The organism is Pseudomonas sp. HN2-3, from assembly GCF_020691745.1.
Lineage (GTDB): Bacteria > Pseudomonadota > Gammaproteobacteria > Pseudomonadales > Pseudomonadaceae > Aquipseudomonas > Aquipseudomonas capeferrum.
On the sequence record NZ_CP085704.1, the window covers coordinates 79,686 to 106,027 of the forward strand.

At 62.8% G+C, this 26,342-nt stretch carries 24 protein-coding genes and 1 pseudogene; 14 read left to right on the top strand and 11 right to left on the bottom strand.

The window, feature by feature from the left end; all coding sequences use genetic code 11:
- The first annotated feature begins 10 nt into the window (after positions 1 to 10).
- The 8 genes and pseudogenes from LJX93_RS00400 to LJX93_RS00435 all read left to right on the top strand — a co-directional run bounded on the left by LJX93_RS00400 (position 11) and on the right by LJX93_RS00435 (position 7,342).
- Complete coding sequence (locus LJX93_RS00400; RefSeq protein WP_033702531.1) at positions 11 to 628, top strand: c-type cytochrome; 618 nt, start codon at positions 11 to 13, stop codon at positions 626 to 628.
- A 204-nt stretch (positions 629 to 832) separates the two neighbouring features.
- Positions 833 to 1,465, top strand: coding sequence for a thiol:disulfide interchange protein DsbA (gene dsbA / locus LJX93_RS00405; protein WP_033702532.1), 633 nt, complete (start codon positions 833 to 835; stop codon positions 1,463 to 1,465).
- Positions 1,466 to 1,498: 33 nt separating this feature from the next.
- A pseudogene (locus tag LJX93_RS00410) lies at positions 1,499 to 2,331 on the top strand (endonuclease/exonuclease/phosphatase family protein).
- A 27-nt stretch (positions 2,332 to 2,358) separates the two neighbouring features.
- A complete protein-coding gene (locus LJX93_RS00415) occupies positions 2,359 to 4,302 on the top strand; it encodes a GGDEF domain-containing protein (protein ID WP_227696634.1) in 1,944 nt (647 codons plus the stop codon).
- Between the two features lie 100 nt (positions 4,303 to 4,402).
- A complete protein-coding gene (locus LJX93_RS00420) occupies positions 4,403 to 4,540 on the top strand; it encodes a hypothetical protein (RefSeq protein WP_227696636.1) in 138 nt (45 codons plus the stop codon).
- Positions 4,516 to 4,794, top strand: coding sequence for a hypothetical protein (locus LJX93_RS00425; RefSeq protein ID WP_227696637.1), 279 nt, complete (start codon positions 4,516 to 4,518; stop codon positions 4,792 to 4,794). Before LJX93_RS00420 ends, LJX93_RS00425 begins: the two co-directional genes overlap by 25 nt.
- A gap of 79 nt (positions 4,795 to 4,873) precedes the next feature.
- Positions 4,874 to 5,650, top strand: coding sequence for an N-acetylmuramoyl-L-alanine amidase (locus tag LJX93_RS00430; protein ID WP_033702536.1), 777 nt, complete (start codon positions 4,874 to 4,876; stop codon positions 5,648 to 5,650).
- 72 nt (positions 5,651 to 5,722) lie between these two features.
- Positions 5,723 to 7,342 carry an EAL domain-containing protein gene (locus LJX93_RS00435; protein ID WP_033702537.1) on the top strand — a complete coding sequence of 540 codons (1,620 nt, stop codon included), beginning with the start codon at positions 5,723 to 5,725 and terminating at the stop codon, positions 7,340 to 7,342.
- Positions 7,343 to 7,357: 15 nt separating this feature from the next.
- Here the strand turns inward: LJX93_RS00435 and LJX93_RS00440 are convergent, their stop codons facing one another.
- Positions 7,358 to 9,136, bottom strand: a complete 1,779-nt coding sequence (locus LJX93_RS00440; protein WP_047583843.1) for a KinB sensor domain-containing domain — start codon at positions 9,134 to 9,136, stop codon at positions 7,358 to 7,360.
- Positions 9,133 to 10,479 carry a sigma-54-dependent response regulator transcription factor AlgB gene (algB, locus tag LJX93_RS00445; RefSeq protein WP_033702539.1) on the bottom strand — a complete coding sequence of 449 codons (1,347 nt, stop codon included), beginning with the start codon at positions 10,477 to 10,479 and terminating at the stop codon, positions 9,133 to 9,135. The genes LJX93_RS00440 and algB overlap by 4 nt, the downstream gene beginning before the upstream one ends.
- Before the next feature lie 209 nt (positions 10,480 to 10,688).
- Here algB and LJX93_RS00450 point away from each other — a divergent pair, with 209 nt between their 5' ends.
- From LJX93_RS00450 to LJX93_RS00475, 6 genes are all read left to right on the top strand, one after another.
- A complete protein-coding gene (locus tag LJX93_RS00450) occupies positions 10,689 to 11,510 on the top strand; it encodes a BON domain-containing protein (protein WP_033702540.1) in 822 nt (273 codons plus the stop codon).
- 174 nt (positions 11,511 to 11,684) lie between these two features.
- A complete protein-coding gene (locus LJX93_RS00455; protein ID WP_227696638.1) occupies positions 11,685 to 11,975 on the top strand; it encodes a hypothetical protein in 291 nt (96 codons plus the stop codon).
- A 54-nt stretch (positions 11,976 to 12,029) separates the two neighbouring features.
- Entirely contained in the window at positions 12,030 to 12,191 is a 162-nt protein-coding gene (locus LJX93_RS00460) for a DUF1328 domain-containing protein (protein WP_003252966.1), read from the top strand.
- Positions 12,192 to 12,193: 2 nt separating this feature from the next.
- A complete protein-coding gene (locus tag LJX93_RS00465) occupies positions 12,194 to 12,664 on the top strand; it encodes an inhibitor of vertebrate lysozyme family protein (RefSeq protein WP_033702543.1) in 471 nt (156 codons plus the stop codon).
- Between the two features lie 767 nt (positions 12,665 to 13,431).
- Entirely contained in the window at positions 13,432 to 14,760 is a 1,329-nt protein-coding gene (gltP, locus tag LJX93_RS00470; protein ID WP_033702544.1) for a glutamate/aspartate:proton symporter GltP, read from the top strand.
- Positions 14,761 to 14,916: 156 nt separating this feature from the next.
- Positions 14,917 to 16,146: a nucleoside recognition domain-containing protein gene (locus tag LJX93_RS00475; RefSeq protein ID WP_033702545.1), complete on the top strand. Its 1,230-nt coding sequence runs from the start codon at positions 14,917 to 14,919 to the stop codon at positions 16,144 to 16,146.
- On the opposite strand, the gene LJX93_RS00480 is transcribed toward LJX93_RS00475, so the two are convergent.
- From LJX93_RS00480 to LJX93_RS00520, 9 genes are all read right to left on the bottom strand, one after another.
- Positions 16,128 to 16,769: an ABC-type transport auxiliary lipoprotein family protein gene (locus LJX93_RS00480; RefSeq protein ID WP_033702546.1), complete on the bottom strand. Its 642-nt coding sequence runs from the start codon at positions 16,767 to 16,769 to the stop codon at positions 16,128 to 16,130. The genes LJX93_RS00475 and LJX93_RS00480 overlap by 19 nt on opposite strands.
- Positions 16,766 to 17,704, bottom strand: coding sequence for an MlaD family protein (locus tag LJX93_RS00485; protein ID WP_033702547.1), 939 nt, complete (start codon positions 17,702 to 17,704; stop codon positions 16,766 to 16,768). Before LJX93_RS00485 ends, LJX93_RS00480 begins: the two co-directional genes overlap by 4 nt.
- A gap of 3 nt (positions 17,705 to 17,707) precedes the next feature.
- Complete coding sequence (locus LJX93_RS00490; RefSeq protein WP_033702548.1) at positions 17,708 to 18,499, bottom strand: ABC transporter ATP-binding protein; 792 nt, start codon at positions 18,497 to 18,499, stop codon at positions 17,708 to 17,710.
- On the bottom strand, positions 18,496 to 19,629 hold the full coding sequence (locus LJX93_RS00495; RefSeq protein ID WP_033702549.1) for an ABC transporter permease: 1,134 nt from the start codon (positions 19,627 to 19,629) through the stop codon (positions 18,496 to 18,498). The genes LJX93_RS00490 and LJX93_RS00495 overlap by 4 nt, the downstream gene beginning before the upstream one ends.
- A gap of 87 nt (positions 19,630 to 19,716) precedes the next feature.
- On the bottom strand, positions 19,717 to 20,739 hold the full coding sequence (locus tag LJX93_RS00500) for a DUF5924 family protein (RefSeq protein ID WP_047583844.1): 1,023 nt from the start codon (positions 20,737 to 20,739) through the stop codon (positions 19,717 to 19,719).
- 93 nt (positions 20,740 to 20,832) lie between these two features.
- Positions 20,833 to 22,239 carry a M16 family metallopeptidase gene (locus LJX93_RS00505; RefSeq protein WP_047583845.1) on the bottom strand — a complete coding sequence of 469 codons (1,407 nt, stop codon included), beginning with the start codon at positions 22,237 to 22,239 and terminating at the stop codon, positions 20,833 to 20,835.
- 30 nt (positions 22,240 to 22,269) lie between these two features.
- Complete coding sequence (locus LJX93_RS00510) at positions 22,270 to 23,928, bottom strand: Na/Pi cotransporter family protein (RefSeq protein ID WP_033702552.1); 1,659 nt, start codon at positions 23,926 to 23,928, stop codon at positions 22,270 to 22,272.
- Positions 23,929 to 24,160: 232 nt separating this feature from the next.
- On the bottom strand, positions 24,161 to 24,931 hold the full coding sequence (locus LJX93_RS00515) for a TerC family protein (RefSeq protein ID WP_033702553.1): 771 nt from the start codon (positions 24,929 to 24,931) through the stop codon (positions 24,161 to 24,163).
- A 72-nt stretch (positions 24,932 to 25,003) separates the two neighbouring features.
- The gene (locus tag LJX93_RS00520) at positions 25,004 to 26,311 is read right to left on the bottom strand and encodes a CitMHS family transporter (RefSeq protein ID WP_033702554.1); all 1,308 of its coding nucleotides are present in this window, start codon (positions 26,309 to 26,311) and stop codon (positions 25,004 to 25,006) included.
- Between the last annotated feature and the right edge of the window lie 31 nt (positions 26,312 to 26,342).

Here is a 26,342-nt window from a genome sequence, read left to right on the forward strand (position 1 = left end):
GGATTAGCTGATGAACAAACTAGTCGTGAGTCTGCTGTTGACCATGGGTGTCGCAGGTGCGGCCACTGCTGCGCAACCTATCAAAGGCGATGCCGCCGCCGGCCAGGCCAAGACGGCCGTCTGTGGTGCCTGCCACAACCCCGACGGCAATAGCCTGGCACCGAACTTCCCGAAACTGGCAGGCCAGGGGCAGCGCTACCTCGAAAAACAACTGCACGATATCAAGTCCGGCAAGCGCACCGTGCTGGAGATGACCGGCATGCTGGCCGCCTTCAGTGACCAGGACCTGGCCGATATCGCCGCGTACTTTGCCAGCCAGAAGGGCAGCGTCGGGGCGGCCGACCCCAAGCTGGTCGAGCGTGGCCGTGCCCTGTTCAACGGCGGCGACCTGGAAAAAGGCCTGCCTGCCTGTACCGGCTGCCACTCGCCCAACGGCGCAGGTATCGCCTTGGCCGGCTTCCCGCACCTGAGCGGGCAGCACGCGCAGTACGTGACCAAGCAGCTGACCGAGTTCCGTGAAGGCGTGCGTACCAACGATGGCGACGCCACGACCATGCGCACCATCGCGGGCAAGCTGAGCAACCACGATATCGAAGCGTTGGCCAGCTACATCCAGGGCCTGCACTGAGGTGGTTGTCGATTTCTTCGCGGCTGAACCCGCGAAGAAATTGGCGCATTAACATTCGGTTAATGTTGTAAGGCAAAGATGAAAGGGCGGCCGGACCGCCCTTTTTTGCGTCCGCAGCCGTTACACTACAGAACTCGGGCCTGGCCCGACCTGTCTCAGGTACAGGTCGCGTCGAGGCGACCCATGAATGCTCAGGAGTAAAGCATGCGTAAACTGATTCTCAGCGCTGCGTTGGTCGCCGCCAGCGTATTCGGTATGACCGCCGTTCAGGCCACCGAGCCTGATGCCGGCAAGCCCTATATCGAGCTGAGCAACCCTGTTCCGGTTTCCGTGCCCGGCAAGATCGAAGTGGTCGAGCTGTTCTGGTACGGCTGCCCTCACTGCTACCACTTCGAGCCGACCATCAACCCGTGGGCCGAAAAGCTGCCAGCGGACGTCAACTTCAAGCGCGTACCCGCCATGTTCGGTGGCCCGTGGGACGCACACGGCCAGATGTTCCTGACCCTCGAAGCCATGGGCGTCGAGCACAAGGTTCACGCGGCAGTGTTCGATGCCATTCAGAACCAGAAAAAACGCCTGACCGACCCAGAGGACATGGCCGACTTCCTCGCTACTCAAGGCGTGGACAAGGACAAGTTCCTCGCCACCTTCAACTCCTTCGCCATCAAAGGCCAGGTCAACCAGGCCAAAGAACTGTCGAAGAAGTACGAAATCACCGGCGTACCGAGCTTGGTCGTCAACGGCAAGTACCGCTTCGACCTGGGCACTGCAGGCGGGCCTGAAGGCGTGCTGAAAGTGGCCGACCAGCTGATCGACAAGGAGCGCGCCGCTAAGTAAGCGGCGTACCCATGCCCCGCTTCAGAACCACGCGTGGCATTGGCCTGCACCAGCCGCAGGTCAACGAGCATCACCTGCAGGCTCCGGGCCTGCCAGAGGATGGTCGCCTGCGGCTGCTCAGTTTCAACATTCAGGTCGGCATCAGCACCGAGCGCTACCGGCACTACCTGACCCGCAGCTGGCAGCACCTGCTGCCGCATACCGGGCGTGCCGGCAACCTGCAGAAGATCGGCCAACTGCTCGGTGACTTCGACCTGGTGGCCCTGCAAGAAGCCGATGGTGGCAGCCTGCGCTCAGGCTACATCAACCAGGTCGAACACCTGGCTCACCTGGGTGCCTTCCCCTATTGGTACCAGCAGCTCAATCGCAACCTTGGGCGCTTTGCCCAGCACAGCAACGGCGTGCTCAGCCGTCTCAAGCCGCAACACCTTGAAGACCACCCTTTGCCCGGCCCGTCCGGTCGCGGTGCAATCCTGGTGCGTTTCGGCGAAGGTGAAGATGCGCTGATCGTGGTGATGATGCACCTGGCACTCGGCGCCAAGACCCGTGCCCTGCAGCTCAGCTATATTCGCGAGCTGATCGGCGGCTACCGCCATCAGGTGTTGATGGGTGACATGAACACCCATGCCACCGACCTGCTGGAGCGTTCGCCCCTGCGCGATCTGGGCCTGGTTGCCCCTCAGGTCGAGGCCACCTTCCCCAGCTGGCGACCGCAGCGTTGCCTGGACCATATCCTGCTCAGCCCAACCCTTACGCTTGAGCGTGTCGAGGTGTTGGCGCAGCCAATTTCCGATCACCTTCCCGTTGCCGTCGAGATTCGATTGCCTGATGCATTGACTGTGGATACGCTGCCGGTTTTGAGCTAATTGCCATCACCGTTTGCGGACCTGGGCATGACTGACGACGCTGAGCGCTGGAAAGAGAAATACCTTAAGAGCATCGAGCAGCAAGAGAAGCTTGAGCGCCGTTGGGACGCACGTCTCGACCTGCTGCGTCGCGGGCTCGTGCGCAGCACCCTGGCCGCCGAAGGTAGCGACAAGGTGGTGGACGCGTGCATGAAGGAAATGCGCGAGGTCATCCGCAGCGACAATATGGACGCGGGCCTTGCCGGGCTGATCCCGCGCCTGGAAAAGGCGGTGCTGGACTCCGAGCAGCGCCGGGAAACCCGCATGAACCAGGTCAGCGATGCGCTGACATCGCTGGTGAGCCAGCTGCAAGGCCTGCCGTTGCCGAGCGACATCTCGCGGCCGCTGAAAAAGCTGGCGAAGAAGCTCGATGGTGGGGTCGCCCAGTCACGTGAACTGCCCCCGCTGCTGGGCGAGCTGAGTGGCCTGCAAGGCCGCGCACTCTCTGCCCTGGGCAAGCCCGAGGAAGAGCGGCCGGGCTTTTTGCAGCGTTTGTTTGGCGGGCGCGAGAACGAGCAACCCGGCGAAGCTGACGCCGACGCCGAGGCTACGCTGGCAGCAGCGCCTGCGGGCGTGATGGCAGACGCAGTGCCGCAGCCGGCAGCAGCCCCCGTACAGCGCACAGCCGAGGACCCGCAGCCCGACGATGTGGACGCCCTGCTGCCGTTGCCAGCCCCGCTGACTGAGGCACAGGCGCCTGAGGGCCCGGCGCTGATCGAAACCACAGACACGCCGGCCACGCCACAACCTGAGTCCTTGCCGGACGAGGCGCCCGAGCTGGCTACTACCCTCATCTCTCCCGCAGCTGAGGCAGAACCTGCGCAGGCGCTCGAAGACACCTTCGGCGAAGACGGCCCTTATGCCCTGCCCTATGCGGTAGAGCCGCCCTACAGCCAAGTGGCCGCACACATCGAACAGACCCTTATCGGCCTGCTCGACGACCTCAGCCTGCCCGAACGGCACAAGGCCCAGGCCCAGGAAATGCGCGAGCGGGTGGCGCGTGGGCTGAATTGGTATGAGCTGATCCCGTTGCTGGATGACCTAGCGGTGCTGATGTTGGCGATAACCGACAGCGGCCAGCACGAATTCGAGACCTACCTGCAACAGATCAACGAGCGCCTGGAAAGCTTCCAGAGTCACCTGCACGAAGCCAGTGCCGGGCATGCCGACAACAGCAGCGCCGCCCAGGCGCTCGATACCCAGCTGCGCAAGCAGGTCGATGGGCTGCAGAGCAGTGTGCAAGGTGCCGCCGATGTGGACAGCCTCAAGCACATCCTGGAAAACCGCCTCGAAGGCCTGTTGGTAACCATGGACGAACACAAGCACGAGCGTGATCGTCGCGAGCAGGAGCTCGCCGGGCGCCTGCAAGGCCTGTCCGAGCGGGTGGCGAACATGGAACACGAGGCGCTCGGTTATCGCGAGCACCTCGAAGAGCAGCGGCAAAAGGCGTTGCTGGACCCGCTGACCGGCCTGCCCAATCGCGCGGCCTGGAGCGAGCACCTGGAACGCGAGATGCTCGACTGGCATGAAAGTGGCGGCCATCTGGCCATGGCGATCCTCGACCTGGACCACTTCAAGCGCATCAACGACAACTATGGGCACCTGGCGGGGGACAAGGTGTTGAAGATCGTCGCCGACCAGCTGCGCAAACGCCTGCGAGGGCGCGATTTCATTGCGCGCTACGGCGGTGAGGAGTTCGTGCTGCTGTTCCCGCAGACCTCGCCAGCGGCCGCCGCCCAGATGGCCGAGGTACTGCGTGCGACCATCGAAGCGTGCCCGTTCCACTTCAAGGGTGAACGCGTGGTGATCACCGCCTCTATCGGGCTGGGCGCGTTTCGCTCGGGCGAGCGCGGCGACCAGGTGCTCAAGCGCGCCGACACCGCGTTGTACCGGGCCAAGGATTTGGGGCGAAATCGAGTGGAGCAGGGGTAAATATGTACCGCGTTGCGGGCTGAGAAGTGTTCGAGACTGGCTTGCCGTGATGCTGAATCACCAGCAGCGGTCGATTGAACTACTTACTCAGGAGTCGAAAATGACCAGATGGACGCTGCCACTGATAGTGAGCCTGACATTCCATGTCAGTGCCATGGCCGCAGATGATCACTGGACGGCGCATATCAGCGCCGAGGGTGAAGTGCTGCGATCTTGGCCGAAATGGATCGAAAAGTAGAAAAGACACCGCAATCCAACTACTTCACGCAGTACAAGATGCACCTCAACAAGCACATCGTTCAGCAGGACCCCAGGTTTTGTTCTGTTTCGCCGATTGATGGGAGCACGCAGACCCGCTTGTTGCATGGCCACGCCAAAGTTGTTGGTATGCCGAGTGTTGACGGGGGCGTTACCATTAACACCCAGCTGATAGACGTCAACGGCGCCAGTGGAGACAATTCGCTGGCGTTCATGCTGATGTGCATGCGTTGAGGCTGCTTGAGCCGCGCCGTCTGAAAGGGGCTCGTTATACTGTGGCTAACTTATCTATTCACGTTGACGTGCCCTTTCGATGAAGACCCTTTTAGCAACGCTTTTACTGATGATATTGACCGGCTGTTCGACGGGCCTGCGCATCGACCGCAGCCACCCTTCGGTCAACCAGGACAACCGTATCCAGTTCATCGTCCTGCACTACACCAATGCCTCGCTTGAGCGCTCATTGGCGCTGTTGACCCACGGCGAGGTCAGCAGCCATTACCTGATTGGCGACGGCCCGGCCACGGTCTATCAGCTGGTGGATGAAAGCCGCCGTGCCTGGCATGCCGGTGACAGCCAATGGCAGGGGCGCACTTGGTTGAACTCCACCTCTATTGGCATCGAAATCGTCAACCCAGGGTTCACCGACACTCCCAATGGCCGGGTCTGGCACCCCTACAGCGAAGCCCAGGTGCAGTCCTTGATCGCACTGCTCAAGGACATCGTCACGCGCAACAAGATCGACCCCCGGCACATCGTTGGCCACAGCGATATCGCACCTTTGCGCAAGCTCGACCCGGGCCCGTTGTTCCCGTGGAAGCGTTTGGCTGATGCCGGCATCGGTATCTGGCCCGAGGCTAACGCCGTCGCCCGTCAACAAGCCTTCTTCAGCGTCAACCCGCCCAGCGTGGGCTGGTATCAGCAGGAACTGGCGCGGTTCGGCTACGCCATCGCGCAAACCGGTGAGCTGGACGTTGCCACGCGGCATGTGATCGCCGCGTTCCAGATGCGTTTCCGGCCACAACGCTTCGATGGCATGCCCGACGCGCAAACGGCCGCCATGCTGCAGGTGCTCAACCGCATGCGTTGAGCTGAGGCGCCCAACGGCGAGGGTGATTCCTGATCCAGTTGCTATACCTTAGTAATCAACTGGATGCCCTTGATGTCAGCCCTCATCTCCACGCTGCGCCAAATTTTCTACCGTCCCTGGATGCTGGCCTCACTGGCGGCGCTGGCCAGCGCCGCGCTGTTGCTAACCGCCAGCATCGGCATTGCCCTGCAGCAGATGAAGCAAAGCGAGAGCGCACAGATGAATGCCCGGGGAGAGCGCTTTCTCGAGCGCCTCGAACAGGTGTTCGGCCAGTTGCGTGAAGGGGTGGATATCTTGCAGGCGCAGCCCTTGCGAGGTTGCAGCCCGCAGATGCTGGCGGCGTTGCAGCAGGTTGGCCTGAGTTCGCGCTTCATTTATGAGGCGGCCTACGTGGACGCCAATGTCGCCTGCTCCAACCGGGGTGATGAGCGGGCGTTCGAACCCCTGCGGGCGCCCGACATCAAGGGCCCGACCTACAGCTATTGGCTCAATACCACTACCGAACCCAACGAAAACCTGGCGGCCTTGATGCTAGGGCGTGGCAATTTCGTGGTGTCCACCTCGCGCGGGCACCTGACCGATGTGGTCCACCTGCCGCCCGGCGGCAGCCTGGTGGTTGTGCTGGACAACGGTACCCGGGCAATCCCGGTACTGGGCCCACCGCAGGTCTGGCCCCCGCCCTCGGCCTGGACGGCCAGCCACAAGTCGCTGCTGGAGCTGAGCGACCGCCTCATCTACCGCATGCCAACCAAATCACCGGACTATCAACTGGTGCTGATCGCGCCGCGTGCCAGCCTGCCCCTGCGCATGAACGGCATGCTCTGGCTGTTGTTCCCCGGCAGCGTGCTGGCCGCCTGTTGCATCGGCTGGCTGGTGCTGCAGTTGATTCTGCAGCGCCGGTCGATGAGCTCGGAGTTGCAGAACGCGCTGCGCCGAGGCGAGTTGCAGGTGCTGTACCAACCGATCATCGAGCTCGACACCCGGCGCTGTGTCGGCGCCGAAGCCCTGGTGCGCTGGCGCCGCCCTGACGGCACCCTGACCAGCCCGGACCTGTTCATACCCCTGGCCGAAAATACCGGGCAAATCCGCCAGATCACCGATTTTGTCCTGCAACGTGTGCTCGAACAGCTTGGCCAGTTGCTGCGTTCGCACCGCAACCTGTACATCTCGGTGAACCTTGCAGCGTGCGACGTGATGGTCCCTCGTATCGGCCGGGTCGCGGCGCGGTTGCTGGCCCAGCACCGGGTCTCGGCCAGCCAGATCGCTTTCGAGGTCACCGAGCGCGGCCTGATCGACGTGGTGGTAGCCCGTGACAACCTGCAGGCCCTGCGTGCGTTGGGCCATCAGGTGTTGATCGACGATTTCGGCACGGGTTATTGCAGCCTGGCCTATCTGCAGACCTTGCCCGTCGACTGCCTGAAGATCGACAAGGCCTTCATTGATGCCTTGGGGCATGACGCCGCCAGCAGTGGCGTGGCCCCGCACATCATCCGCATGGCGCATGACCTGCACCTGCGAGTGATTGCCGAAGGCATCGAATGCGAAGACCAGGCGGTGCTGCTCTACAGCGAAGGGGTCAACTATGGGCAGGGCTGGTTGTTCGCCCGCCCGTTGAATGCCCGCCAGTTTGCCGAACTGGTCACCCGCGGCCGGCGCGAGGGGGCTGGGCGGCGGGCCAACGATGAGTCCTGAGGCCCGCCCCGCTGGCTACATCGGCAATGCCATGTAGAACTGGGTGCCCTGCCCCGGGCGGGAAAACACGCCCATTCGGCCGCCGTGCAGTTGCACGATCTCCTTGCACAACGCCAGGCCCAGCCCTGCACCGCCCTTCTTGCGCCCCACCTGCACAAAGGGCTCGAAGATACGCCCCTGCTGCCCATAGGCGATGCCCTCGCCGTTGTCCTCGACGCTGATGATCACACGCTCGGCATGGCGCCTTGCGTGCAGGCGTATGCGGCCACCACTGGGGGTATGGCGCACGGCGTTGTGCAGCAGGTTGTCCAGTACCCGGTCGAGCTGGGCCACATCGGCCTGGATGCGAGGTAGCGGCAGCTCCAGTTCCTTGATCAGCTCGATCTGCTTGTGTGCGGCCTGTTCGGCAAAACGCAGCTGCGCGCGCTCCAGCAGCTCATCGATGGCGCAAGGGGCGAGTTCGAGTTTCTGCAAGCCGCTCTGGTAACGAGAGAAGTTCAGCAGGTCGTTGATCAGCTGGGTCAGGCGCTGCATTTCTTCGCCGATGGTTTCGAGCAGGTCGTACTCGCGCGCCTCGGGTGGAAACTTCACCCGCTCACGCAGCAGACCGAACGCCATGTGCATGCCTGTGACCGGCGTGCGCAGTTCGTGCGAGGCACGCAGAACGAACTCGCTGCGCACGCGCTCGAAGGCCCGCTGCTCGGTCACATCATGCAGCACCATCACCGCGCCCAGAATCGGCCCCTGAGGGTGGCTGACCGGTGTCAGGCTATAGGTCAGCAGGCGGGTTTCTTCATCGACGTCGATGTTCAGGTCGTCTGGCGGGCGATCGAGGCTGCCACCGCGCAGCACTTGGCGCAATTGCTGCTCCAGCTCCGGGCGCTGCAAGGCTTCGGCCAGAGTGCTGCCAAGGCGGCTGTCGTTCCAGCCCAGCTGGCGTTGGGCCACGGGGTTGAGGTGTTCCAGGCGGCCCTGCCGGTCAATGATCAGCAGGCCATCGTCGATGCTGTCGAGCACGGCCTGCAGGCGTTGCTGGCCGGCCAGCAGCTCATCGACGTTGGTGGCCTGGTGCTTGCGCAAGGCGTCGGCCATCAGCCCGAAGCGACGGGTCAGCTGGTTGAGCTCGCTGGCCTGGGTGACTGGCAGGGTGACGTCGAAGTTGCCCTTGCCGAGTTGGTCGGCCGCTTTGGCCAAGGCTTCGATCGGTTGGCCGAAGCGTCGCGCGATGTTGTGCGCGGTGACAAAGCCCAATACCAGTATCGCCAAGCCCATCAGGCCGAGCACGCCGCTGACCAGCAAGGCGCGATCACGGGTACGTTCTTCACTGCGGGTGATGTGTTCCAGCGCCTGTTTGTGCGAATCGATGAGGTCGGTGCGTAGCTGGTTGAAAGCTGCACCCAGTGGCTCGTCGCTGCCCATGCTGCGCGCAGGTGCTGGGCTGTCGCGGTAGGCCCGGAGGAAGGTCTGGTAATTGCTGCTGGCCTTACTGAAACCGGTGCGTTCACCGCCTTGTTCCAGCCCTTGGTCGAGCAGCGCCTGGAAGTTGTCCTGTAACAGCCGCAGGTTCTGCGGCGCGGTGTTCTCATCGAGTATCAGGGTCAGCTGTTCGCCGAGGTTTTGCCGCAGTTTCAGTCCCACTTCCAGCGCGTGGGTGGTGTCCCGTACCAACTGCTGTTGCACCGTGGCCATCTGCAGCACGCTGACCAGCCCCAGCATCAGGCCCAGCAGGGCCACTGTGACCAGCGCCGAAATGCTGAGGAAAAGCCGCGTGCGCAGCTTCATCTGCCACTTCATAGGTTGTACTGCTTGCGTTTGCGATACAGGGTCGAGGCATCGATGCCCAGGGTCTTGGCGGCCTGGTCGAGGGTATCGCTGGCGGCCAGCACGGCGCCGATGTGCGCGCGCTCCAGCTCATCCAGGCTCAATGCCGCGCCCACGCGGGGCGCGTTGCCTGTCGGTTGTTCGCCCATGCCCAGGTGGCTGATCTCCACGCGTTCCTGCGGGCAGATGATGCTGGCGCGCTCCACGACGTTGCGCAGTTCACGAATGTTGCCGGGCCAGCGGTAGTTGAGCAGGGCAGCCCTGGCCTCATCGCTGAAACCACGGGCCGGCCTGGAGTATTCCTTGACGAAGCGGGCCAGGAAACGATCGGCCAGGGTCAGGATGTCTTCGCTGCGTTCGCGCAGGGGCGGCAGGTGCAAGGTGATGACGTTGAGGCGGTACAGCAGGTCTTCGCGGAAGCGGCTTTCGCGCACCATCTCTTCAAGGTTGAGGTTGGTGGCGGCGAGAATGCGCACATCGGCCCGGCGGGTGACCGGGTCGCCGACACGCTCGTACTCCTTGTCCTGGATGAAGCGCAGCAACTTTGGCTGCAAGGTCAGCGGGAAGTCGCCGATTTCATCGAGGAAGAGCGTGCCCCCGTCGGCCTGGCTGACGCGGCCAAGGGTGCTCTCGCTGGCGCCGGTGAAGGCGCCGCGGGTATGGCCGAACAGCTCGCTTTCCATGAGCTCGGCATTCAGCGACGGGCAGTTGATGGTGACGCAGGCTTTGCGCGCTCGCTTGCTCCAGCCATGAATGGCACGGGCCAGTTCACCCTTGCCGGTGCCGGACTCGCCCAGGATGAGGATGTTGGCGTCGGTGGTGGCCACCTGACGCGCGGTTTCCAGCACCGCCATCATGGCCGGGCTGTGCGAGTCGAGGCCGTCCTTGGGCTTGCGCACCTCGCCTTCAAGGGCTTCGAGGCGCGCCGACAGTTGGCGCACTTCCAGCTGCTTGGCAGTCGCCAGGCGCAGTTGATCGGGGCTGCAGGGTTTGACCAGATAGTCGGCGGCACCGGCCTGGATGGCATCCACCGCCGTGTCGATCGCCGAATGCGCGGTCACGATCACCACCCGCATCCACGGGGCTTGGATACGCATCTGGGCCAGCACGTCGAGGCCATTGTCCTCGCCCAGGCGCAGGTCGAGGAAGCACAGGTCGAACACCTGGCGTTGCAGCAGGGTATCGGCCTGCGCGGCGCTGTTGGCGGTGGCCACGCTATAGCCTTCGTCTTCGAGGCAGTAGCGGAAGGTGCGCAGGATCGCGGACTCGTCATCCACCAGCAGAATGCGGCCTTGCTTGTCCTGGGCTGATTCCATTTCCTGCGCTCCTTAGGATAGATCTTCAATTAGTGTGGGAAAAATCGGGCAAGTTGCATGGTCAATTCTGAAGGATTCTGTCCTTTGCATGCTAGCCAATGGCCAAACAATGCCCTTGAGCCGCGATATCTCGATGATTTGCTTAGAGGTGCGCGATGGCACATTGGTTGCGACTATTTTCTGTTTTTGCCAACAAAGGAGGCACAGCCATGCCCTTTTTCCCACGACTGGCCGTGTTGGCGGCCACTTTGCTGCCGGTTATGAACCCGGCATTCGCTGACCCTGTGCAGGACGCCCGCCTGGAGGGCTCACTGCAAACCGCCCTGTCGCTCAACCGCATGCTCAACCCCTTTCGTATCGATGTGGTGGTAGACGGCAAGCAGGCGCGGCTATCGGGTGAGGTCGAAAACACTGTCGAGCGCCAGTTGGCCGAGCATGTCGCCTTGGCCACCCGCGGCATCGAACAGGTCGACAACCAGTTGCAGGTCAATGCTCAACTGGTGGAACGCCCGCTCGAGCTGCGTGCCTATGCCCAGCGGCTGGAGGACGCAACGTTGGCGGCGGTGATACGTGCACGGCTGCTGTGGAGCCGCACCACCGAGAAGGCGCCTATAGAAGTGCAAAGCAGCGAAGGCGTAGTGACCCTGCGCGGCAGGGTCGACAGCACAGAGGCCAAGGAGTTGGCCGGCGTAGTGGCGCGCACCACCGACGGTGTGCACCTGGTCAACAACCTGGTCAGCCTGGACACCGCCGCCATGGCCAAGGCGCGCGACAACCCGGTAGGCGCGCCGACCGGGCCGCAGCCTAGCGACAGCTGGATCGTCGACAAGATCCAGAACAGCTTCCGTTTCAGCCGCAACCTCGATGGCCTGAACCTCAAGGTCGCCAGCGAGGAGGGCCTGGTGCGGCTGTCGGGCGAAGTGGTCAGCAGCGAGCAGAAGACCATTGCTGTCGAGATTGCCCGGCAGATCATTGGCGTGCGCGGTGTGGACGCCGATCTGCTCAAGGTGGCGACCAAGGTCGAGGGCTGATCGTGCAATTCGCACGACGCCCCAGGGGCCATCGTGCAGGATACGTCCTTCGGTGCAATGTGTGATTGTTTTAAGTGTTTGATTTAAAAGGATTTTTTATTGATGCAAAGGCTGGCATGCAGGCTGCAATTACCTGTTCAGGTTTGAACAACAATTACAGCAGGAGGAGCCGGCATGAACCGCCAATCCGTCAACCGCTCGCAGAACGTCGCACTGCCTTTGCGCCAGTTCCTGTTACTGGGGACGGCGCTGCTGCTGACCTTGGCCGCTGGCCTCTTCTACTACAGCTGGCAGACCGCGCGTCTGGCGGAGCAAGTGGCGGCACAGACCGCGCTTCTGACGCAGATTCAGGCAACCCGTGCCACCAGCCTCGTGAAGGCGGCCGACCCGCTGCCATCGAGCAATGCCACCGCTTCACCGGCCACCTTGGAAAACGTCGTACCACAGGATCGCTGGGTGTTCTGAGCCTGTGCTGTACCCCAAAGCCGGATTGATTTCAAAAAAGAAAGGAGAACCACCATGCTGAGTTGGGCTATCACTTTCCTCATCATCGCCATTGTCGCCGCCGTACTGGGCTTCGGTGGTATCGCTGGCGCCGCCACGGGTATCGCGAAGATCCTGTTCATCGTCTTCCTGGTCCTGTTCGTAGCCTCCTTCTTCTTTGGACGTGGTCGAGGTTGAAGATGCGCAGGAAGCTTTGCACAGCCCTGGCTGCCGCCTGCTTGCTGGGCGGCAGTGCAGCGGCGATGGCGGCCAATGACGGCCAGGTCCGGGTCGATCAGTTGCTCGGCTCGGACCCTGAATACCGGGAAACCTGGCAGGACACGATCAAGGGCGAGGAGCGCTTGCCCGATTGGGTAGTCAACCTCACCGGCAGTGCCCAGGAGCAGATGTCGGCAGTCACCGAGGACGGCGACCAGTATCTGGTCGGGCCCTTGTGTGAAACGGCGCAAAACTGCACCTACAAGCGTCTGATCGTGGCGTTTAGCTGGGACAAGGACCAAGCCTACGGGATGCTCGTAGAGGTTCCCGAAGGCTTGCCGAGCGACAAGTCGCCTACCCGTCATGCGCAATACCGCTTTATTGGCGAGCCGGATGATGGCATGCAGGCGATGTTGCGCGAGCAACTCAAGCGTGACCCGAAGTGGTACTGAGCTTTTATAAGCCGTTACCGATCAACGGTTATGCACTGTCACGTAATAGAAGCTGAACCTTTTTATATTTCAGCCTTCTATGATGCGCCGCCCCGAGGAGGGGCAGCACATGACCAAGGGGCCGGGCTGTTCTGACTGTTGCAGGGTCGGAGTGGCCTAGGGGTACAGGGAGTGCCTCCAGCAATGGGCCGGGTCAGGAAAGGCGGAATCGGAAGCCTCAGGTCGGTGGTGTCATCAGGGATACCAGGTGCCGACCTGACTTCCGAGGAGCCAACGAGGAACCGTCAAGGCAATCAGGCAAATTACCCTTCTTGCGTGTTTTTCCCTCAAAGACACATTTTGTCTCGACCGTACATCAACTTTTTTTCGCCCGCCAGGGTCCCTTCGCAAGTGGCATTTCGGCCATTCGGATTGTCGAACAAGCCATCTACCCCTCTCCGAACACGCTGCCAAATCTGCCTAAAAATGGCGCTTTGGTCTTGTTCGGGATTCCGAACGTTATAAATCAAGCACTTGCGACATGCCATTTTTAGCGTAAATCATTATGCAGTATCGGCATGGGGTATGCGTTTCAGGCATTAGATTTCCCCCTTCCCCATCGCAATAGTTGCCGCCTTTTCGCTGGCCCGAGCGCCCAGTCGCTCGCTCGCGGTGTCCTTACATGAGGCCACCGGACGGAAGCTTTTCGCTCACCGTGACGTTGCCAACGGCTCTGTTACGCGCGTTTTCGTCCGGCGCCCATGACCACTAGAACAAAGGGTAAAGACATGAAGAAGGCAAAACTGAGCCTCGCCTGGCAGATCGTGATCGGTCTGGTCCTGGGCGTTGCAATCGGCGCGCTACTGAATCATTTCAGTGCGGAAAAGGCATGGTGGATCAGCAACGTCCTCCAGCCCGCTGGTGACATCTTCATTCGCCTGATCAAGATGATCGTCGTCCCGATCGTGATCTCGTCGCTGATCGTGGGCATCGCCGGAGTTGGCGACGCGAAGAAACTGGGCAGCATCGGCCTCAAGACCATCGTCTACTTCGAGGTGGTGACCACCATCGCCATCGTCGTCGGCCTGGTGTTGGCCAACCTGTTCCACCCGGGCGCCGGCATCGACATGAGCACCCTGGGTACCGTGGACATCTCCAAGTACCAGGCCACTGCGGCCGAAGTGCAGCATGAGCATGCATTCATCGAAACCCTGCTCAACCTGATCCCGTCGAACATCTTCGCGGCGCTGATGCGTGGCGAAATGCTGCCGATCATCTTCTTCTCGGTGATGTTCGGCCTGGGCCTATCGAGCCTTCAGGCAGAGCTGCGCGACCCGCTGGTGCGTACCTTCCAGGCCGTGTCGGAGACCATGTTCAAGGTCACCCACATGATCATGAACTACGCCCCGATCGGCGTGTTCGCCCTGATCGCCGTCACCGTCGCCAACTTCGGCTTCAGCTCGCTGCTGCCGCTGGCCAAGCTGGTGCTGCTGGTGTACTTCGCCATCGCCTTCTTCGCCTTCATGGTGCTGGGCCTGGTGGCACGCGTGTTTGGCTTCTCGGTGATCAAGATCATGCGCATCATGAAAGATGAGCTGATCCTGGCCTACTCCACCTCCAGCTCCGAAACCGTGCTGCCGCGGGTGATCGAGAAGATGGAGAAGTACGGCGCGCCGAAGTCGATCTGCTCGTTCGTGGTGCCGACCGGCTATTCGTTCAACCTCGACGGTTCGACCCTGTACCAGAGCATCGCGGCAATCTTCATCGCCCAGCTGTACGGCATCGACCTGTCGTGGAGCCAGCAGCTGCTGCTGGTGCTGACCCTGATGGTCACCTCCAAGGGTATTGCCGGCGTACCGGGCGTATCGTTCGTGGTGTTGCTGGCGACCCTGGGCAGCGTGGGCATCCCGCTGGAAGGCCTGGCCTTCATCGCCGGTGTCGACCGCATCATGGACATGGCCCGTACCGCGCTGAACGTGGTCGGCAACGCCCTGGCCGCGCTGGTCATCGCACGCTGGGAAGGCATGTACGACGCTGCCAAGGGCGAGCAGTACTATGCCTCGCTGATGGCCGACAAGCAGGAAGCTGTGGTGGTTGGCGAAGCCGCCAAGCGCTGAAGCTGATGCGTTGAACAAAAAGCCCCGACTTGTCGGGGCTTTTTGTTGTGTGGGGGATTGTGGGGGGCGCGTTGCGCCCCTTTCTAGGGACTGCGTCTTGTGTGGGCGCCTGCAATCTCCGTTATCATTCGGGCACATTTCAGGGGGAACAATCGGATGCTCAACGGCCTTTGGCTCGGCTTTTTCCTGGTGGCGGCCGTCTCCGCCCTGGCCCAGTGGCTGATCGGCGGCAACGCCGGCATCTTCGCCGCCATGGTCGAGAGCATCTTCGCCATGGCCAAGCTGTCGGTGGAGGTGATGGTCCTGTTGTTCGGTACCCTGACCCTGTGGCTGGGCTTTCTGAAAATCGCCGAGAAGGCCGGTATCGTCGAGTGGCTGGCCAAGGTCCTCGGCCCTCTGTTTGCCAGGCTGATGCCTGAGGTACCGCCGGGGCACCCGGCCCTGGGCCTGATCACCATGAACTTCGCGGCCAACGGCCTGGGGCTGGACAACGCGGCCACGCCGATTGGCCTTAAGGCCATGCGCGCGCTGCAGGAGCTGAACCCCAGCAGCAGCACCGCAAGCAACGCACAGATCCTGTTCCTGGTACTCAATGCGTCGTCGCTGACCCTGTTGCCGGTGACCATCTTCATGTACCGCGCGCAGCAAGGCGCGACCGACCCGACGCTGGTATTTTTGCCGATCCTGCTGGCTACCAGCGTGTCGACCCTGGTGGGCCTGCTGTCGGTGGCGGTGATGCAGCGCCTGCGCCTGTGGGATCCGGTGGTGCTGGCCTACCTGATCCCCGGTGCGTTGCTGTTGGGCTGCTTCATGGCCTTTCTCGGCACCTTGTCGGCCGCTGCGCTGGCGGGCCTGTCGTCTATCCTTGGCAACCTCACGCTGTTCGGTGTGATCATCCTGTTCCTGGTGATTGGTGCGCTGAAGCGGGTCAAGGTGTACGAAGCCTTTGTCGAAGGCGCCAAGGAAGGCTTTGATGTGGCCAAGAGCCTGCTTCCCTACCTGGTGGCCATGCTCGTAGCAGTCGGCGTACTGCGCGCTTCGGGCGCGCTGGAGCTGGCGTTGGACGGCATTCGCCATGCGGTGAACTGGATGGGCATGGATACCCGCTTCGTCGAAGGCCTGCCCACCGCGCTGGTCAAGCCATTCTCGGGCAGTGCGGCGCGGGCCATGTTGATCGAGACCATGCAGACCCACGGTGTGGACAGCTTCCCGGCACTGGTCGCGGCGACCGTTCAGGGCAGTACCGAGACCACCTTCTATGTGCTGGCGGTGTACTTCGGTGCCGTGGGCATCCAGCGGGTACGCCACGCGGTCGGTTGCGCCCTGCTGGCCGAATTTTCCGGCGTGGTCGCGGCGATCTTGGTCTGCTACTGGTTCTTCGGCTGAGCCTGGACCTGAGCTTGGGCCTGCGTGGCCTGGGCGACGGTCCAGCTGACCACCTGCCCGACCAGTTGGTCGCTGGCGCCGCCGAAGCCTGCCACCACTGCCGAAACCTCCTTGGCGGCCAGCGGTTGGCGGATCTCGAAGCGTTTGCTGGCGAGGATACGCTGACTGCGCCCTTGGACCAGACGCGCATCGTAGCGAATCACCACCTCCACTGCCCCGTCCGGGCGGTACTCACTCTGAAACGCCTGCAGCTCGCCGGCCAGCTCGTAGTCGGCCTGCAGGTTGCTGTCATCGGCGCTAAGGCGTTGAACCTGGCCGTCACGCTGGAAGCCATCGAGCAGGCGGTTGCGTAGCAGTACTGGCGCGGCGTCGCTCCAGCGTGCGCCCTTGTAGCTGCTGACCACGTCTCCCTGTGGGATCACCGCGATCCGTGGGCCGGCCAGTACTTCGCTGGCCAGCGGTTTGTTAAGCCGCAGCGACCAGTCCAGCGGCGCGGCAACGCGGCTGGGTTGGTTCACCGGCAGGCGATACAGGTCCACGGGTTCGCTTTGCGGCAGGATCGAGCAGGCACTGGCCAGGCTCACCGCGGCCGCCAGGGCCAACAGGCGCAGCGATGCTTTCATGGCTGGAACTCCTTGTTGTTGTCGCGTCCGAGCAGGTAGCCGCTCGGGTCGGCCTCCAGCTGCCGGGAAATGCCCTTGAGTGCGTTGAGGGTTTCGCGCAGCTCGCGGATGGCGGGGGTTAGCTGGTTCAGGCCCTGGGCACCGTCACCGATGGCCTCGCTGTTGTTCTTGAGCAGCGCATTGATGGTCGCCGTGCTTTCGGCCAGCGACTGCATGGCCTGCTCGGCGCTGCCGATGGCCTGTTTGCCCTCGCTGCCGAGCAGGCTGTTGGCGTTGCGCATCAGCGCCTGGGTTTCGGCCAGGGTGGCGCTGGCCTGTTTGCCGACCTGCACCAGCTGCGTGATGGCCTCGGCAATACTGCCGTGCTGGCCGGCGAAGGCACCGGTGGTCTTGTCGAGATTGGCCAGGGTGCTGCTGAGGTGGCCGATGTTGTCTTCCGAGAACATCAGGTTGGCGTTGTGCAGCAGCAGGTTGATGTTGGTCACCAAGTCGCTGCTGTCGTTGAGCAGGCGCGAGATTGGCGAAGGCGAGGCGATGATCACCGGCAGCTTGCCATCCTTGCCCTTGAGCTCGGGGCTATGCGGCGTGCCGCCGCTGAGCTGGATGAACGCGTTGCCGGTGACCCCGGCCAGGGTCAGCTTGGCCTGGGTATCCTCCTTGACCGGCGTGTCGCCGCTCAGCCGTACCCGGGCCAGCACGCGGCGAGGGTCCTTCGGGTCCAGGCGCAGGGTCGACACGTCGCCCACCTTGATGCCGTTGTACTGCACCGGGCTGCCGCGGGACAGGCCCGAGACGGCTTCGTTGAACACCACTTCGTAATCCTTGAAGGCATCGTCGACACTGGACTTGGTCAGCCACAGGCCAAACAGCATGGCACCGGCCACCACCAGGACGGTGACCAGGCCGATGAGGACGTGATGTGCTCGGGTTTCCATCGTTCAGCGCTCCTGGCCCGGGCGGGCGGCGGCCTGTTCGGCTGCGCGCCCGCGTGGGCCGTGAAAGTATTCTTGAATCCAGGCGTCGTCGGCTTGCTCGACCTCGGCCAGGGGGCCGGCCACCAGGACCTTTTTCTGCGACAGCACCGCCACCCGGTCAGTGATGGTGTAGAGGGTGTCCAGGTCGTGGGTGATGAGAAACACCGACAGACCGAGTGCGTCGCGCAGGGTCAGGATCAACTGGTCGAACGCGGCGGCGCCGATCGGGTCGAGGCCTGCGGTGGGCTCGTCGAGGAACAGGATGTCCGGGTCCAGTGCCAGGGCACGTGCCAGCGCTGCGCGTTTGATCATGCCGCCGGATAGCGAGGCGGGGTATTTGTCGGCAGCCGAGATGGGCAGGCCGGCCAGGGCCAGCTTGACCCCGGCCAGGTGCTCGGCGTCGGCGCGGGACAAGCCGGCGTGTTCGATCAGCGGCAAGGCGACGTTTTCGGTGATGGTCAGCGACGAGAACAGCGCGCCCTTCTGGAACAGCACGCCGAAGCGTCGCTCGACCAACGAACGCTGTTCTTCACGCAACTCGGCCAGGTCCTGGCCAAATACCTTGATCTGCCCCTCGTTAGGCCGTCGCAGGCCGATGATGCTGCGCAACAGCACCGATTTGCCGCTACCCGAGCCACCGACCACGGCAAGGATCTCGCCCCGGTACAGGTCCAGGTCGAGGTTTTCATGCACGCTCTGGCTGCCGAAGCGGTTACAGATGCCCCGTGCCTCGATCACGGTTTCCCGGCCACTCACCAGCCCATCTCCATGAAGAACAGTGCCGCCACCGCATCCAGCACGATGACCACGAAAATCGACTGCACCACTGCCGAGGTGGTGTGGGCGCCCACGGACTCCGCGCTGCCGCTGACCTTGAAGCCTTCCAGGCAGCCGATGGCGGCGATCAGGAAGGCAAAAAACGGTGCTTTGGCCAGGCCGACGAGGAAGTGTTGCACACCGATGTCGGTCTGCAGCAGCGACAGGAACATGGCGGGTGAGATATCCAGCGACAGGGCACACACCACCGCGCCGCCGACGATGCCGCAGATCATCGCGAGGAAGGTCAGCAGCGGCAACGAAATCAATAGTGCCAATACCCGTGGCACCACCAGCAGCTCCATGGGGTTGAGGCCCAGGGTGCGGATGGCGTCGATTTCTTCGTTGGCCTTCATCGAGCCGATCTGCGCGGTGAAGGCACTGGCCGTGCGGCCGGCCATGAGGATGGCGGTCAACAGCACGGCAAACTCACGCAAGAACGAGAACGCCACCAGGTCGACGGTGAAGAGGGTCGCGCCGAACGCGGCCAGCACCGTTGCGCCCAGAAACGCCACCACCGCGCCCACCAGAAAGGTCAGCAAGGCGACGATGGGCGCAGCATCCAGGCCGGTCTGTTCGATGTGCGCCACGACCGGCGTAAGCCGCCAGCGGTGGGGCTGGAAGGCCCGGCGCAGCAAGGTTTCGAGAATCAGGCCGACGAAGCCGAGCAACTGCCGGGTGTCTTGCCAGACGGTGCTGACGGCACGGCCGATACGCTCGAGCAGCAACAGCAGCACCGGGCGTTCGGCCTCCTTGACCGGAATGCAGTAGTCCTGCACCGAGCAGTACACGGTCTTGAGCAGGGCACGGCTGGCGTCGGGCAGGCCATCGGTGCAGTGCGACAGGCGTTCGGCGCCGAGCAGTTCGGCCAGCAGCGAGGCGCCGGCGGTGTCGAGGCGGCCCAGTTGGCTGAGGTCGGCAACGGCGTCGTTGCTGCATAGCGTGCGCAGGCGTTCGCTGTCGCGCTTGAGGCTGGCATAGTGGGCCAGGGTCCAGTCACCGGTAATACGCAGGCAGGGCGGTTGGTGGCTGGTGTCCAAGGTGGCGCTGGGGGGTGTCATAGGCTCCATGCAACTGACTCGGCGCTAAGGCTTAGGGGCTGATCATAGCGCAGAGGGCATGGGGCGGTTTATTGATTGTGTGCTCAAACCAGGAAGCTATGGGCTCGGCGCATCGTCGAGCACTTTGAACCGCAGCACCCCGATCACCTGGCCGTCCTCGGTCAGCACCCTCACCTGCCATTTACCGACCGGGTTAGGCGGGAAGTTCTGCTTGTGGGTCCAGGCCCGGTAGCCTTCCTTGCGCCCGCCATGAATATCTAGCGCAATCCGGTCTACTTCCTTGCCGTCTTTTTGCCACACGTGGTAAATGCGCTCGTTCAGGCCCCGGGGTGCGTTGACCGAGGTGTACGCATACAGCCCGCTGGTCTTGATGCGGCTGGCGGCAATCTCGTCCAGTGACTCGCCGGGCTGGCGATTGAGCACTTCGGTGCTGACGGCCACTTCGGTCATCCACAACGTCGCCGGTGGTACCCACGAGCGCAGCAACCACCCCCCGCCGCCCACCGACAGGGTCACCAGAACCAGCGCCACGCCGCGCCGCCAGGTATTGACCGGGAAGCTGCTGGCCAGGCTCGGGAACGACAGGGCCATGGCAATGATCAACGCCAGCTTGAAGCTTTGCGCGGTGGTCAGGTGAAGAATGATCGGCAGCGCGGTGAGCAGCGCCGCGAACAAGGTCAGCGTGTGCAGCGCGAGGAACAGCCAGCGCCGCGGCGCCAACCACTTGTAGTACAGCGGGTCGACGATCGAGATCAGCCCGGCGGCGGCGAGCAGGCCGGTGAATACCAGTTGGCCGCTGTTCCAGGTGGTGGTGATGAAGAAGAACGGCAAGACGAAGAACAGTGTTTCCTGGTGGATCATCTGCGTCGCGTAGCGCAGCAACGGTTGCGGGATCTCTCGGTTGAAGGTGCGGGCGAACAGGCCGGTGAGGGTGTTTTCCAGCATCAGCCAGACCCAGCTGACCAGCATCAGGATCGCCACCCAGCTGGCCAGGCCGGCCTGGCGGTCGACCAGGATGAAGCTGCCGATGCCGGAGAGGAAGCCTCCGAGCGCGATGATGCCGGGGTAGCGTTTAAGCAGTTCGATGACGCGCTGGACGATGCGGGGAATTGGGGGCATGGGTCTACAACAGGGAGAGATAGGGTGGCTGTGCCGGCCTCTTTTCGGGCAACCCCGTGAAGAGGCCGGTACTGGCTAAAGGATACCGCCGAATCACGCTTTGCGTGTAGCACCGCTCGGTGGTTGCGGGGTATGCCGGCGCCAACGCAGCAACCCGGCCGCCAGGATCAGCCCCAGCAGCAAGGCGAGCAACCCGTACAGCTCGTCATAACCCAGCAGGGGCTTCTCGATGCGCAGGTAGCCCTGGTCCTTGAGCAGTGCCTGCAACGCTTCGTTGGCCTGCGCAAGGCTGACCTGCCGCAACTTTCGCACCGGGTTGGCAAAGCGCCCGTCGTTGTAGTCGTTCAACGCCCCCCAGTAGTAGTCGGCCAAGGCGCTGTTGCCCTGGGTGCTCCAGCTTTCCCGGGCCATGCTGGCGCCCTTGATGCGGGCGAAGGTATCCGGGTCGAGGCCTTCCTTGCGCAGGTGGTCGAACAACCCCTGCATCACCTTGACCGCCTGGTCGACGTCGTCGCGTTCCAGGTCGGCGTTGAGGCTGAGCATGCCGCTGTCACCGAAGCTCTCGCGCTGTACCGACGGCCCGTAGGACAAGCCATTGCGCAGGCGCAGTTGGTCGTACAGCGCCCAATCCAGGTAGCGCGACAGCAGGTCGAGGGTCGGCTGATGGTCGTTGTCCAGCACCGGCTCGATGAACAGCCAGTGCAGCTTGACGCTGTCGCCCAGCCAGCCGCGGGTCAGGTCGCGGCGTTGCTCGGCCTGCTGGCTGATGCTTTCAAGGTTGCGGCGCTCTTCCGGCTCGGTGGCTGGCAGCTCGCCAAAGGTGCGCTCCAGGTACGCCGGCAGCAGGCGGTCGAGGCCGCCGACCATGATCAGGGTCATGTTGTTGGCCGCGTACCAGCGGTCGCGCAAGGCCTGCACCTGCTCCAGGGTCATGTCGTCGATGTTCGAGCGCTCGGCACACTTGAGGCCGAGTTCGGTCGCCAGTTGGTCACTGGCGGGGTGGCCGATGTCCTGGCGGTCCAGCCAGCGTTGCAGGTGGCCATAGTGGCCGCCGTCCTCGCGCTCGATGATCCTTTTCGCCGTGGCCAGGGCCTTGGCGTCGATAGGGGTGTCGCGGATCACCGCCAGCAGCAGGTCGAGCACTTTACGCTGGTTACGCGCAGGTGCCTCGATCACGAACGTGGTGTCGGCGCTGCTGGTATAGGCGTTCCACTCGCCACCCAAGGCTTGCAGGCGCTCTTCCAGTCCGCCCTCGCCGGTTTCGTCGATACCGCTGAACAGCAGGTGCTCGAGCAGGTGTGGCAGCTCCTTCTGCTCACAGTCGAAGTCATCCAGGCCAACCCCGACCACCAGGCGGATGGCCACGTGGTCACGTTCATAGCCGTCCTTGAGGATGACCTGCAGACCGTTGGGCAACAGGTACCCCTCTACCCGCGAGCGGTCGAGGGCCAGGGTGGGCAGGCTGCAGATCAGCAGGCAAACGAACATCAGGCAACGCATGGGCGAGCTTGGCTCTCCTGGTAGGCGAAATCACGGCAAGCGGGCTTCGTCCGGCACAGTGTCGAGCATCAGCCCGCCGGTGTCCGAGCCGCCTAGTACCACATAGGCACTGCTGCAGAACAAAGAGTTCAACCGCTTCATGTCGGCAATCAGCTCCAAGTGTAGCGAACTGGTCTCGATACTTTGCAACACCTTGCGTTGCAGGCGGCTGACATGCGCGTGGGCAAGGCGCCTTTCCTGCGCACGGAAACGGCGTTTCTCGCGCAGCAGCAACTGCGCGCTCTCGGGGTCTGCGCTGAGAAACACCGACAGGCCGAGGCGCAGGTTCGACAACAGCTGTTCTTGCAGGCCGGTCAGTTCCTCCAGGCCGACCTGGGAAAACGCCCGGCGTTGGCTGGTTTTCTGCTGCTGGACCTTGCGCAGCATGCGCTCGACCAGGTCGCAGGCCAGCTTGAGGTTGATCGCCAGTTCGATGATTTCGGCCCAGCGCCGGTTGTCGCGCTCGCTGAGGTCCTCCCGCGTCATTTGCGCCAGGTACAGTTTGATGGCGCTGTACAAGGCCTCGGCGTCCTCGCCCAAGGCACGCACCTGCTGTGGCAGGGCTGCTTGGGTGCCGCGCAGGGCGCCGAGCATGGCTTCGAGCAGGCTGTCGACAATATCGCCCAGGCGCAGGGTCTCGCGGGCGGCATTGGCCAGTGCCAGGCTGGGGGTGTCGAGCGCCGAGGCATCGAGGTGGCGCGGGCGCACTTGGCCGTTGCCGTTTTCGCGTTCGGGCAGCAAGCTGTTGCACAGCCGGCCCATAGGTTTGACGGTGGGCAGCATGATCAGGCAGCGCAAGGTGTTGTAGAGCAGGTGGAAGCCGATCACTAGCTCCTGAGGGCTGAAGCTCAGTGTGTCCATCCACGTCACCAGTGGGTGCAGCACCGGAATGATCAGCACCAGGCCGATCAGCTTGTACAGCAAGCTGCCCAGAGCCACACGCCGCCCGGCGGCGTTCTGCATGCTGGTGCTGATGAATGCGAGCAAGCCGCTACCGATGTTGGCACCGACCACCAGGCCGATGGCCACCGGCAGGCTGATCAGTTCGGCGCCGGCCAGCGTCGCGGTGAGCAGCACGGCCGCCAGGCTGGAATAGGAAATCATGGCAAACAGCGCGCCGACCAGGGCATCGAGCAAGATGTCGCCGGTCAGCGAGGCGAACAGCACTTTCACCCCCTGGGCATGGGTGATGGGTGCAGCGGCCTGCACGATCAGCTCCAGGGCCAGGATGATCAAGCCAAGCCCGATCCCTACCCGGCCCAATTGGCCGACCCGGGTCTGCTTGCGGGAAAGGAAGAAGATCACCCCCAGAAAAATCAGCAGCGGTGACAGCCACGACAGGTCGAAGGTCAGCACCCTGGCCATGAGCGCGGTGCCGACATCGGCGCCGAGCATGATCGCCAGGGCTGGCGTCATGGCCATCAGGCCCTGGCCGACGAAGGATGTGACCAGCATGGCGGTGGCGTTGCTGCTCTGCACCATAGCGGTGACGAGGATCCCGGCGATGAACGCCAGGGGGCGCTTGTTCATGTTCTGGCTGATGATGCGGCGCAGGTCGGACCCGAATACCCGCAGGATGCCAGTACGCACGATATGTGTACCCCAGACCAATAGCGTCACGGCCGAGAGCAGGTTGAGCAGGGTCAGCATGGCGAAGCCCCCTGTTGCCGATGGCCCATGCGGGCCAAGAAGTGGAGCGTGGGCGCTTGAGAAATTTCAGTGCCCACTCAAAGCTTTAGTTGTTTTGCGCAGCTGTTGCCAGCTTCGCATGGCTGTCACTCATTTGAAACACACCGCGCATGAATGATTGCCCTGTATTTCTGTGGCCGCATAAACGAAAAAGAGCCCCGAAGGGCCCTTTTCTGCAAAACGCTTCCTGGGTTTATTGACCCGGAATGTCCTTGCGCAGTTTCACCGGATCATTCTCTTTGCCATCCTTGCGCGACAAGGCAGTGCGCATACGGATGTTGATCGCTTCCACCGCCAGCGAGAACGCCATGGCGAAGTAGACGTAGCCTTTTGGCACATGCACGTCGAACGATTCGGCGATCAGTACGGTACCGACCACGATCAGGAACGACAGCGCGAGCATCTTCAGCGAAGGGTGCTTGTCGATGAAATTGCTGATGGCACCGGCGCACAGCATCATCACCAGTACGGCGACGACGATGGCGGCGATCATCACCGGCACATGGGACACCATGCCCACTGCGGTGATCACCGAGTCCAGCGAGAACACGATGTCGATGATGGCGATCTGGATGATGGTGTAGAAGAACTTGCCGCCCGCGCCTTTGGGCTCGTCGCTGCTTTCGTCTTCACCTTCCAGGCCGTGGTAGATCTCCTGCGAGCTCTTCCACAGCAGGAACAGGCCACCGAAGAACAGGATCAGGTCGCGCCCGGAGATGCCATGGCCGAAGACCTCGAACAGGTCGGCAGTCAGGCGCATGACCCAGGTGATCGACAGCAGCAAGAGGATGCGCGTGACCATGGCCAGGGCCAGGCCGAAGATCCGGGTACGTGGCTGCATGTGCTTGGGCATGCGGCTGACCAGGATCGAAATCATGATGATGTTGTCGATCCCGAGCACGATCTCAAGCGCGGTGAGGGTGAAAAAGGCAACCCAGATTTCCGGGCTGGTCAGCCATTCCATGTGTATTCCTTCGAGCGATAAAGGCGACGCGCCCGGACAAGGGGCGCGTCGCGGTAGGGTAATACGTTTTTATTAAAGACTACTGAACAGCGGGAAAATGCCCATCAGCAATGCGGCGAGCATTATGCACAGGCACACCAGAACTGCCCACTTCAAGGTGAAGCGCTGGTGGTCGCCGAATTCGATGCCGGCCAGGGCCACCAGCAGGTAGGTGGAGGGTACCAGGGGGCTGAGCAGGTGTACCGGCTGGCCGACGATCGACGCACGGGCCATCTCGACCGGGCTGATGCCATAGTGGCTGGCCGCTTCGGCAAGCACCGGCAACACGCCGTAGTAGAAGGCGTCGTTGGACATGAAGAAGGTGAACGGCATGCTCACGATCGCGGTGATCACCGCCAGGTACGGGCCCATTGCATCGGGGATGACCGCCAGCAGGCTCTTGGACATGGCATCGACCATGCCGGTGCCCGACAGGATGCCGGTGAAGATACCTGCGGCGAAGATCAGCCCGGTGACGGCCAGCACGCTGCCGGCATGGGCGGCAATGCGATCTTTCTGCTGTTGCAGGCAGGGGTAGTTGACGATCATGGCGATGCTGAAGGCGATCATGAACAGCACCGGCAGTGGCAGTACGCCTGCGATCAGGGCAACCATCAGGGCTGCGGTCAGGGCGCCGTTGAAGTACAGGAGCTTGGGGCGACGCGCATCCGGGTACTGCGAAACGGTGATTTCGCTGTGGTCGATGTCGTCGGTCGGCAGGTGCAGTTCACCCAGACGAGCACGCTCGCGTTTGCCGTACATATAGGCAATGGCCAGGATCGCCAGCACGCCGAACAGCATCGCCGGGATCATCGGCACGAAAATGTCCGATGGGTCCACGTGCAGGGCGCTGGCGGCGCGGGCGGTCGGGCCACCCCACGGGGTCATGTTCATCACACCGCCGGCGAGAATGATCAGCCCGGCCATGATCCGCGGGCTCATGCCCAAGCGGCTGTACATCGGCAACATGGCGGCGCAGCAGATCATGTAGGTGGTGGCGCCGTCACCGTCGAGCGAGACCACCAGGGCCAGCACGGCGGTGCCCACCGAGACTTTCAGCGGGTCACCTTTGACCAGCTTGAGGATCTTGCGCACGGCCGGGTCGAACAGGCCAGAGTCGATCATCAGGGCGAAATAGAGAATGGCGAACATCAACATCACGCCGGTGGGCGCGAGTTTGCTGATGCCTTCGAGCATCATCGGGCCGATCTTGGCGGAAAAACCACCGAACAGGGCGAACAGGATCGGTACCAGGATCAGCGCGATCAAGGCCGACAGGCGCTTGGTCATGATCAGGTACATGAAGGTGATGACCATGGCAAAGCCGAGGAAGGTCAGCATGGCAATACTCCAGGCGTGGCGCGGCGAAAGG

Bases quoted from the DNA above. Each gene is read 5' to 3' on its own strand.
- LJX93_RS00400 (WP_033702531.1), top strand. From the start codon at position 11: ATGAACAAACTAGTCGTGAGTCTGCTGTTGACCATGGGTGTCGCAGGT.
- dsbA (WP_033702532.1), top strand. From the start codon at position 833: ATGCGTAAACTGATTCTCAGCGCTGCGTTGGTCGCCGCCAGCGTATTC.
- LJX93_RS00415 (WP_227696634.1), top strand. From the start codon at position 2,359: ATGACTGACGACGCTGAGCGCTGGAAAGAGAAATACCTTAAGAGCATC.
- LJX93_RS00420 (WP_227696636.1), top strand. From the start codon at position 4,403: ATGACCAGATGGACGCTGCCACTGATAGTGAGCCTGACATTCCATGTC.
- LJX93_RS00430 (WP_033702536.1), top strand. From the start codon at position 4,874: ATGAAGACCCTTTTAGCAACGCTTTTACTGATGATATTGACCGGCTGT.
- LJX93_RS00435 (WP_033702537.1), top strand. From the start codon at position 5,723: ATGTCAGCCCTCATCTCCACGCTGCGCCAAATTTTCTACCGTCCCTGG.
- LJX93_RS00440 (WP_047583843.1), bottom strand. From the start codon at position 9,136: ATGAAGTGGCAGATGAAGCTGCGCACGCGGCTTTTCCTCAGCATTTCG.
- algB (WP_033702539.1), bottom strand. From the start codon at position 10,479: ATGGAATCAGCCCAGGACAAGCAAGGCCGCATTCTGCTGGTGGATGAC.
- LJX93_RS00450 (WP_033702540.1), top strand. From the start codon at position 10,689: ATGCCCTTTTTCCCACGACTGGCCGTGTTGGCGGCCACTTTGCTGCCG.
- LJX93_RS00455 (WP_227696638.1), top strand. From the start codon at position 11,685: ATGAACCGCCAATCCGTCAACCGCTCGCAGAACGTCGCACTGCCTTTG.
- LJX93_RS00460 (WP_003252966.1), top strand. From the start codon at position 12,030: ATGCTGAGTTGGGCTATCACTTTCCTCATCATCGCCATTGTCGCCGCC.
- LJX93_RS00465 (WP_033702543.1), top strand. From the start codon at position 12,194: ATGCGCAGGAAGCTTTGCACAGCCCTGGCTGCCGCCTGCTTGCTGGGC.
- gltP (WP_033702544.1), top strand. From the start codon at position 13,432: ATGAAGAAGGCAAAACTGAGCCTCGCCTGGCAGATCGTGATCGGTCTG.
- LJX93_RS00475 (WP_033702545.1), top strand. From the start codon at position 14,917: ATGCTCAACGGCCTTTGGCTCGGCTTTTTCCTGGTGGCGGCCGTCTCC.
- LJX93_RS00480 (WP_033702546.1), bottom strand. From the start codon at position 16,769: ATGAAAGCATCGCTGCGCCTGTTGGCCCTGGCGGCCGCGGTGAGCCTG.
- LJX93_RS00485 (WP_033702547.1), bottom strand. From the start codon at position 17,704: ATGGAAACCCGAGCACATCACGTCCTCATCGGCCTGGTCACCGTCCTG.
- LJX93_RS00495 (WP_033702549.1), bottom strand. From the start codon at position 19,629: ATGGAGCCTATGACACCCCCCAGCGCCACCTTGGACACCAGCCACCAA.
- LJX93_RS00500 (WP_047583844.1), bottom strand. From the start codon at position 20,739: ATGCCCCCAATTCCCCGCATCGTCCAGCGCGTCATCGAACTGCTTAAA.
- LJX93_RS00505 (WP_047583845.1), bottom strand. From the start codon at position 22,239: ATGCGTTGCCTGATGTTCGTTTGCCTGCTGATCTGCAGCCTGCCCACC.
- LJX93_RS00510 (WP_033702552.1), bottom strand. From the start codon at position 23,928: ATGCTGACCCTGCTCAACCTGCTCTCGGCCGTGACGCTATTGGTCTGG.
- LJX93_RS00515 (WP_033702553.1), bottom strand. From the start codon at position 24,931: ATGGAATGGCTGACCAGCCCGGAAATCTGGGTTGCCTTTTTCACCCTC.
- LJX93_RS00520 (WP_033702554.1), bottom strand. From the start codon at position 26,311: ATGCTGACCTTCCTCGGCTTTGCCATGGTCATCACCTTCATGTACCTG.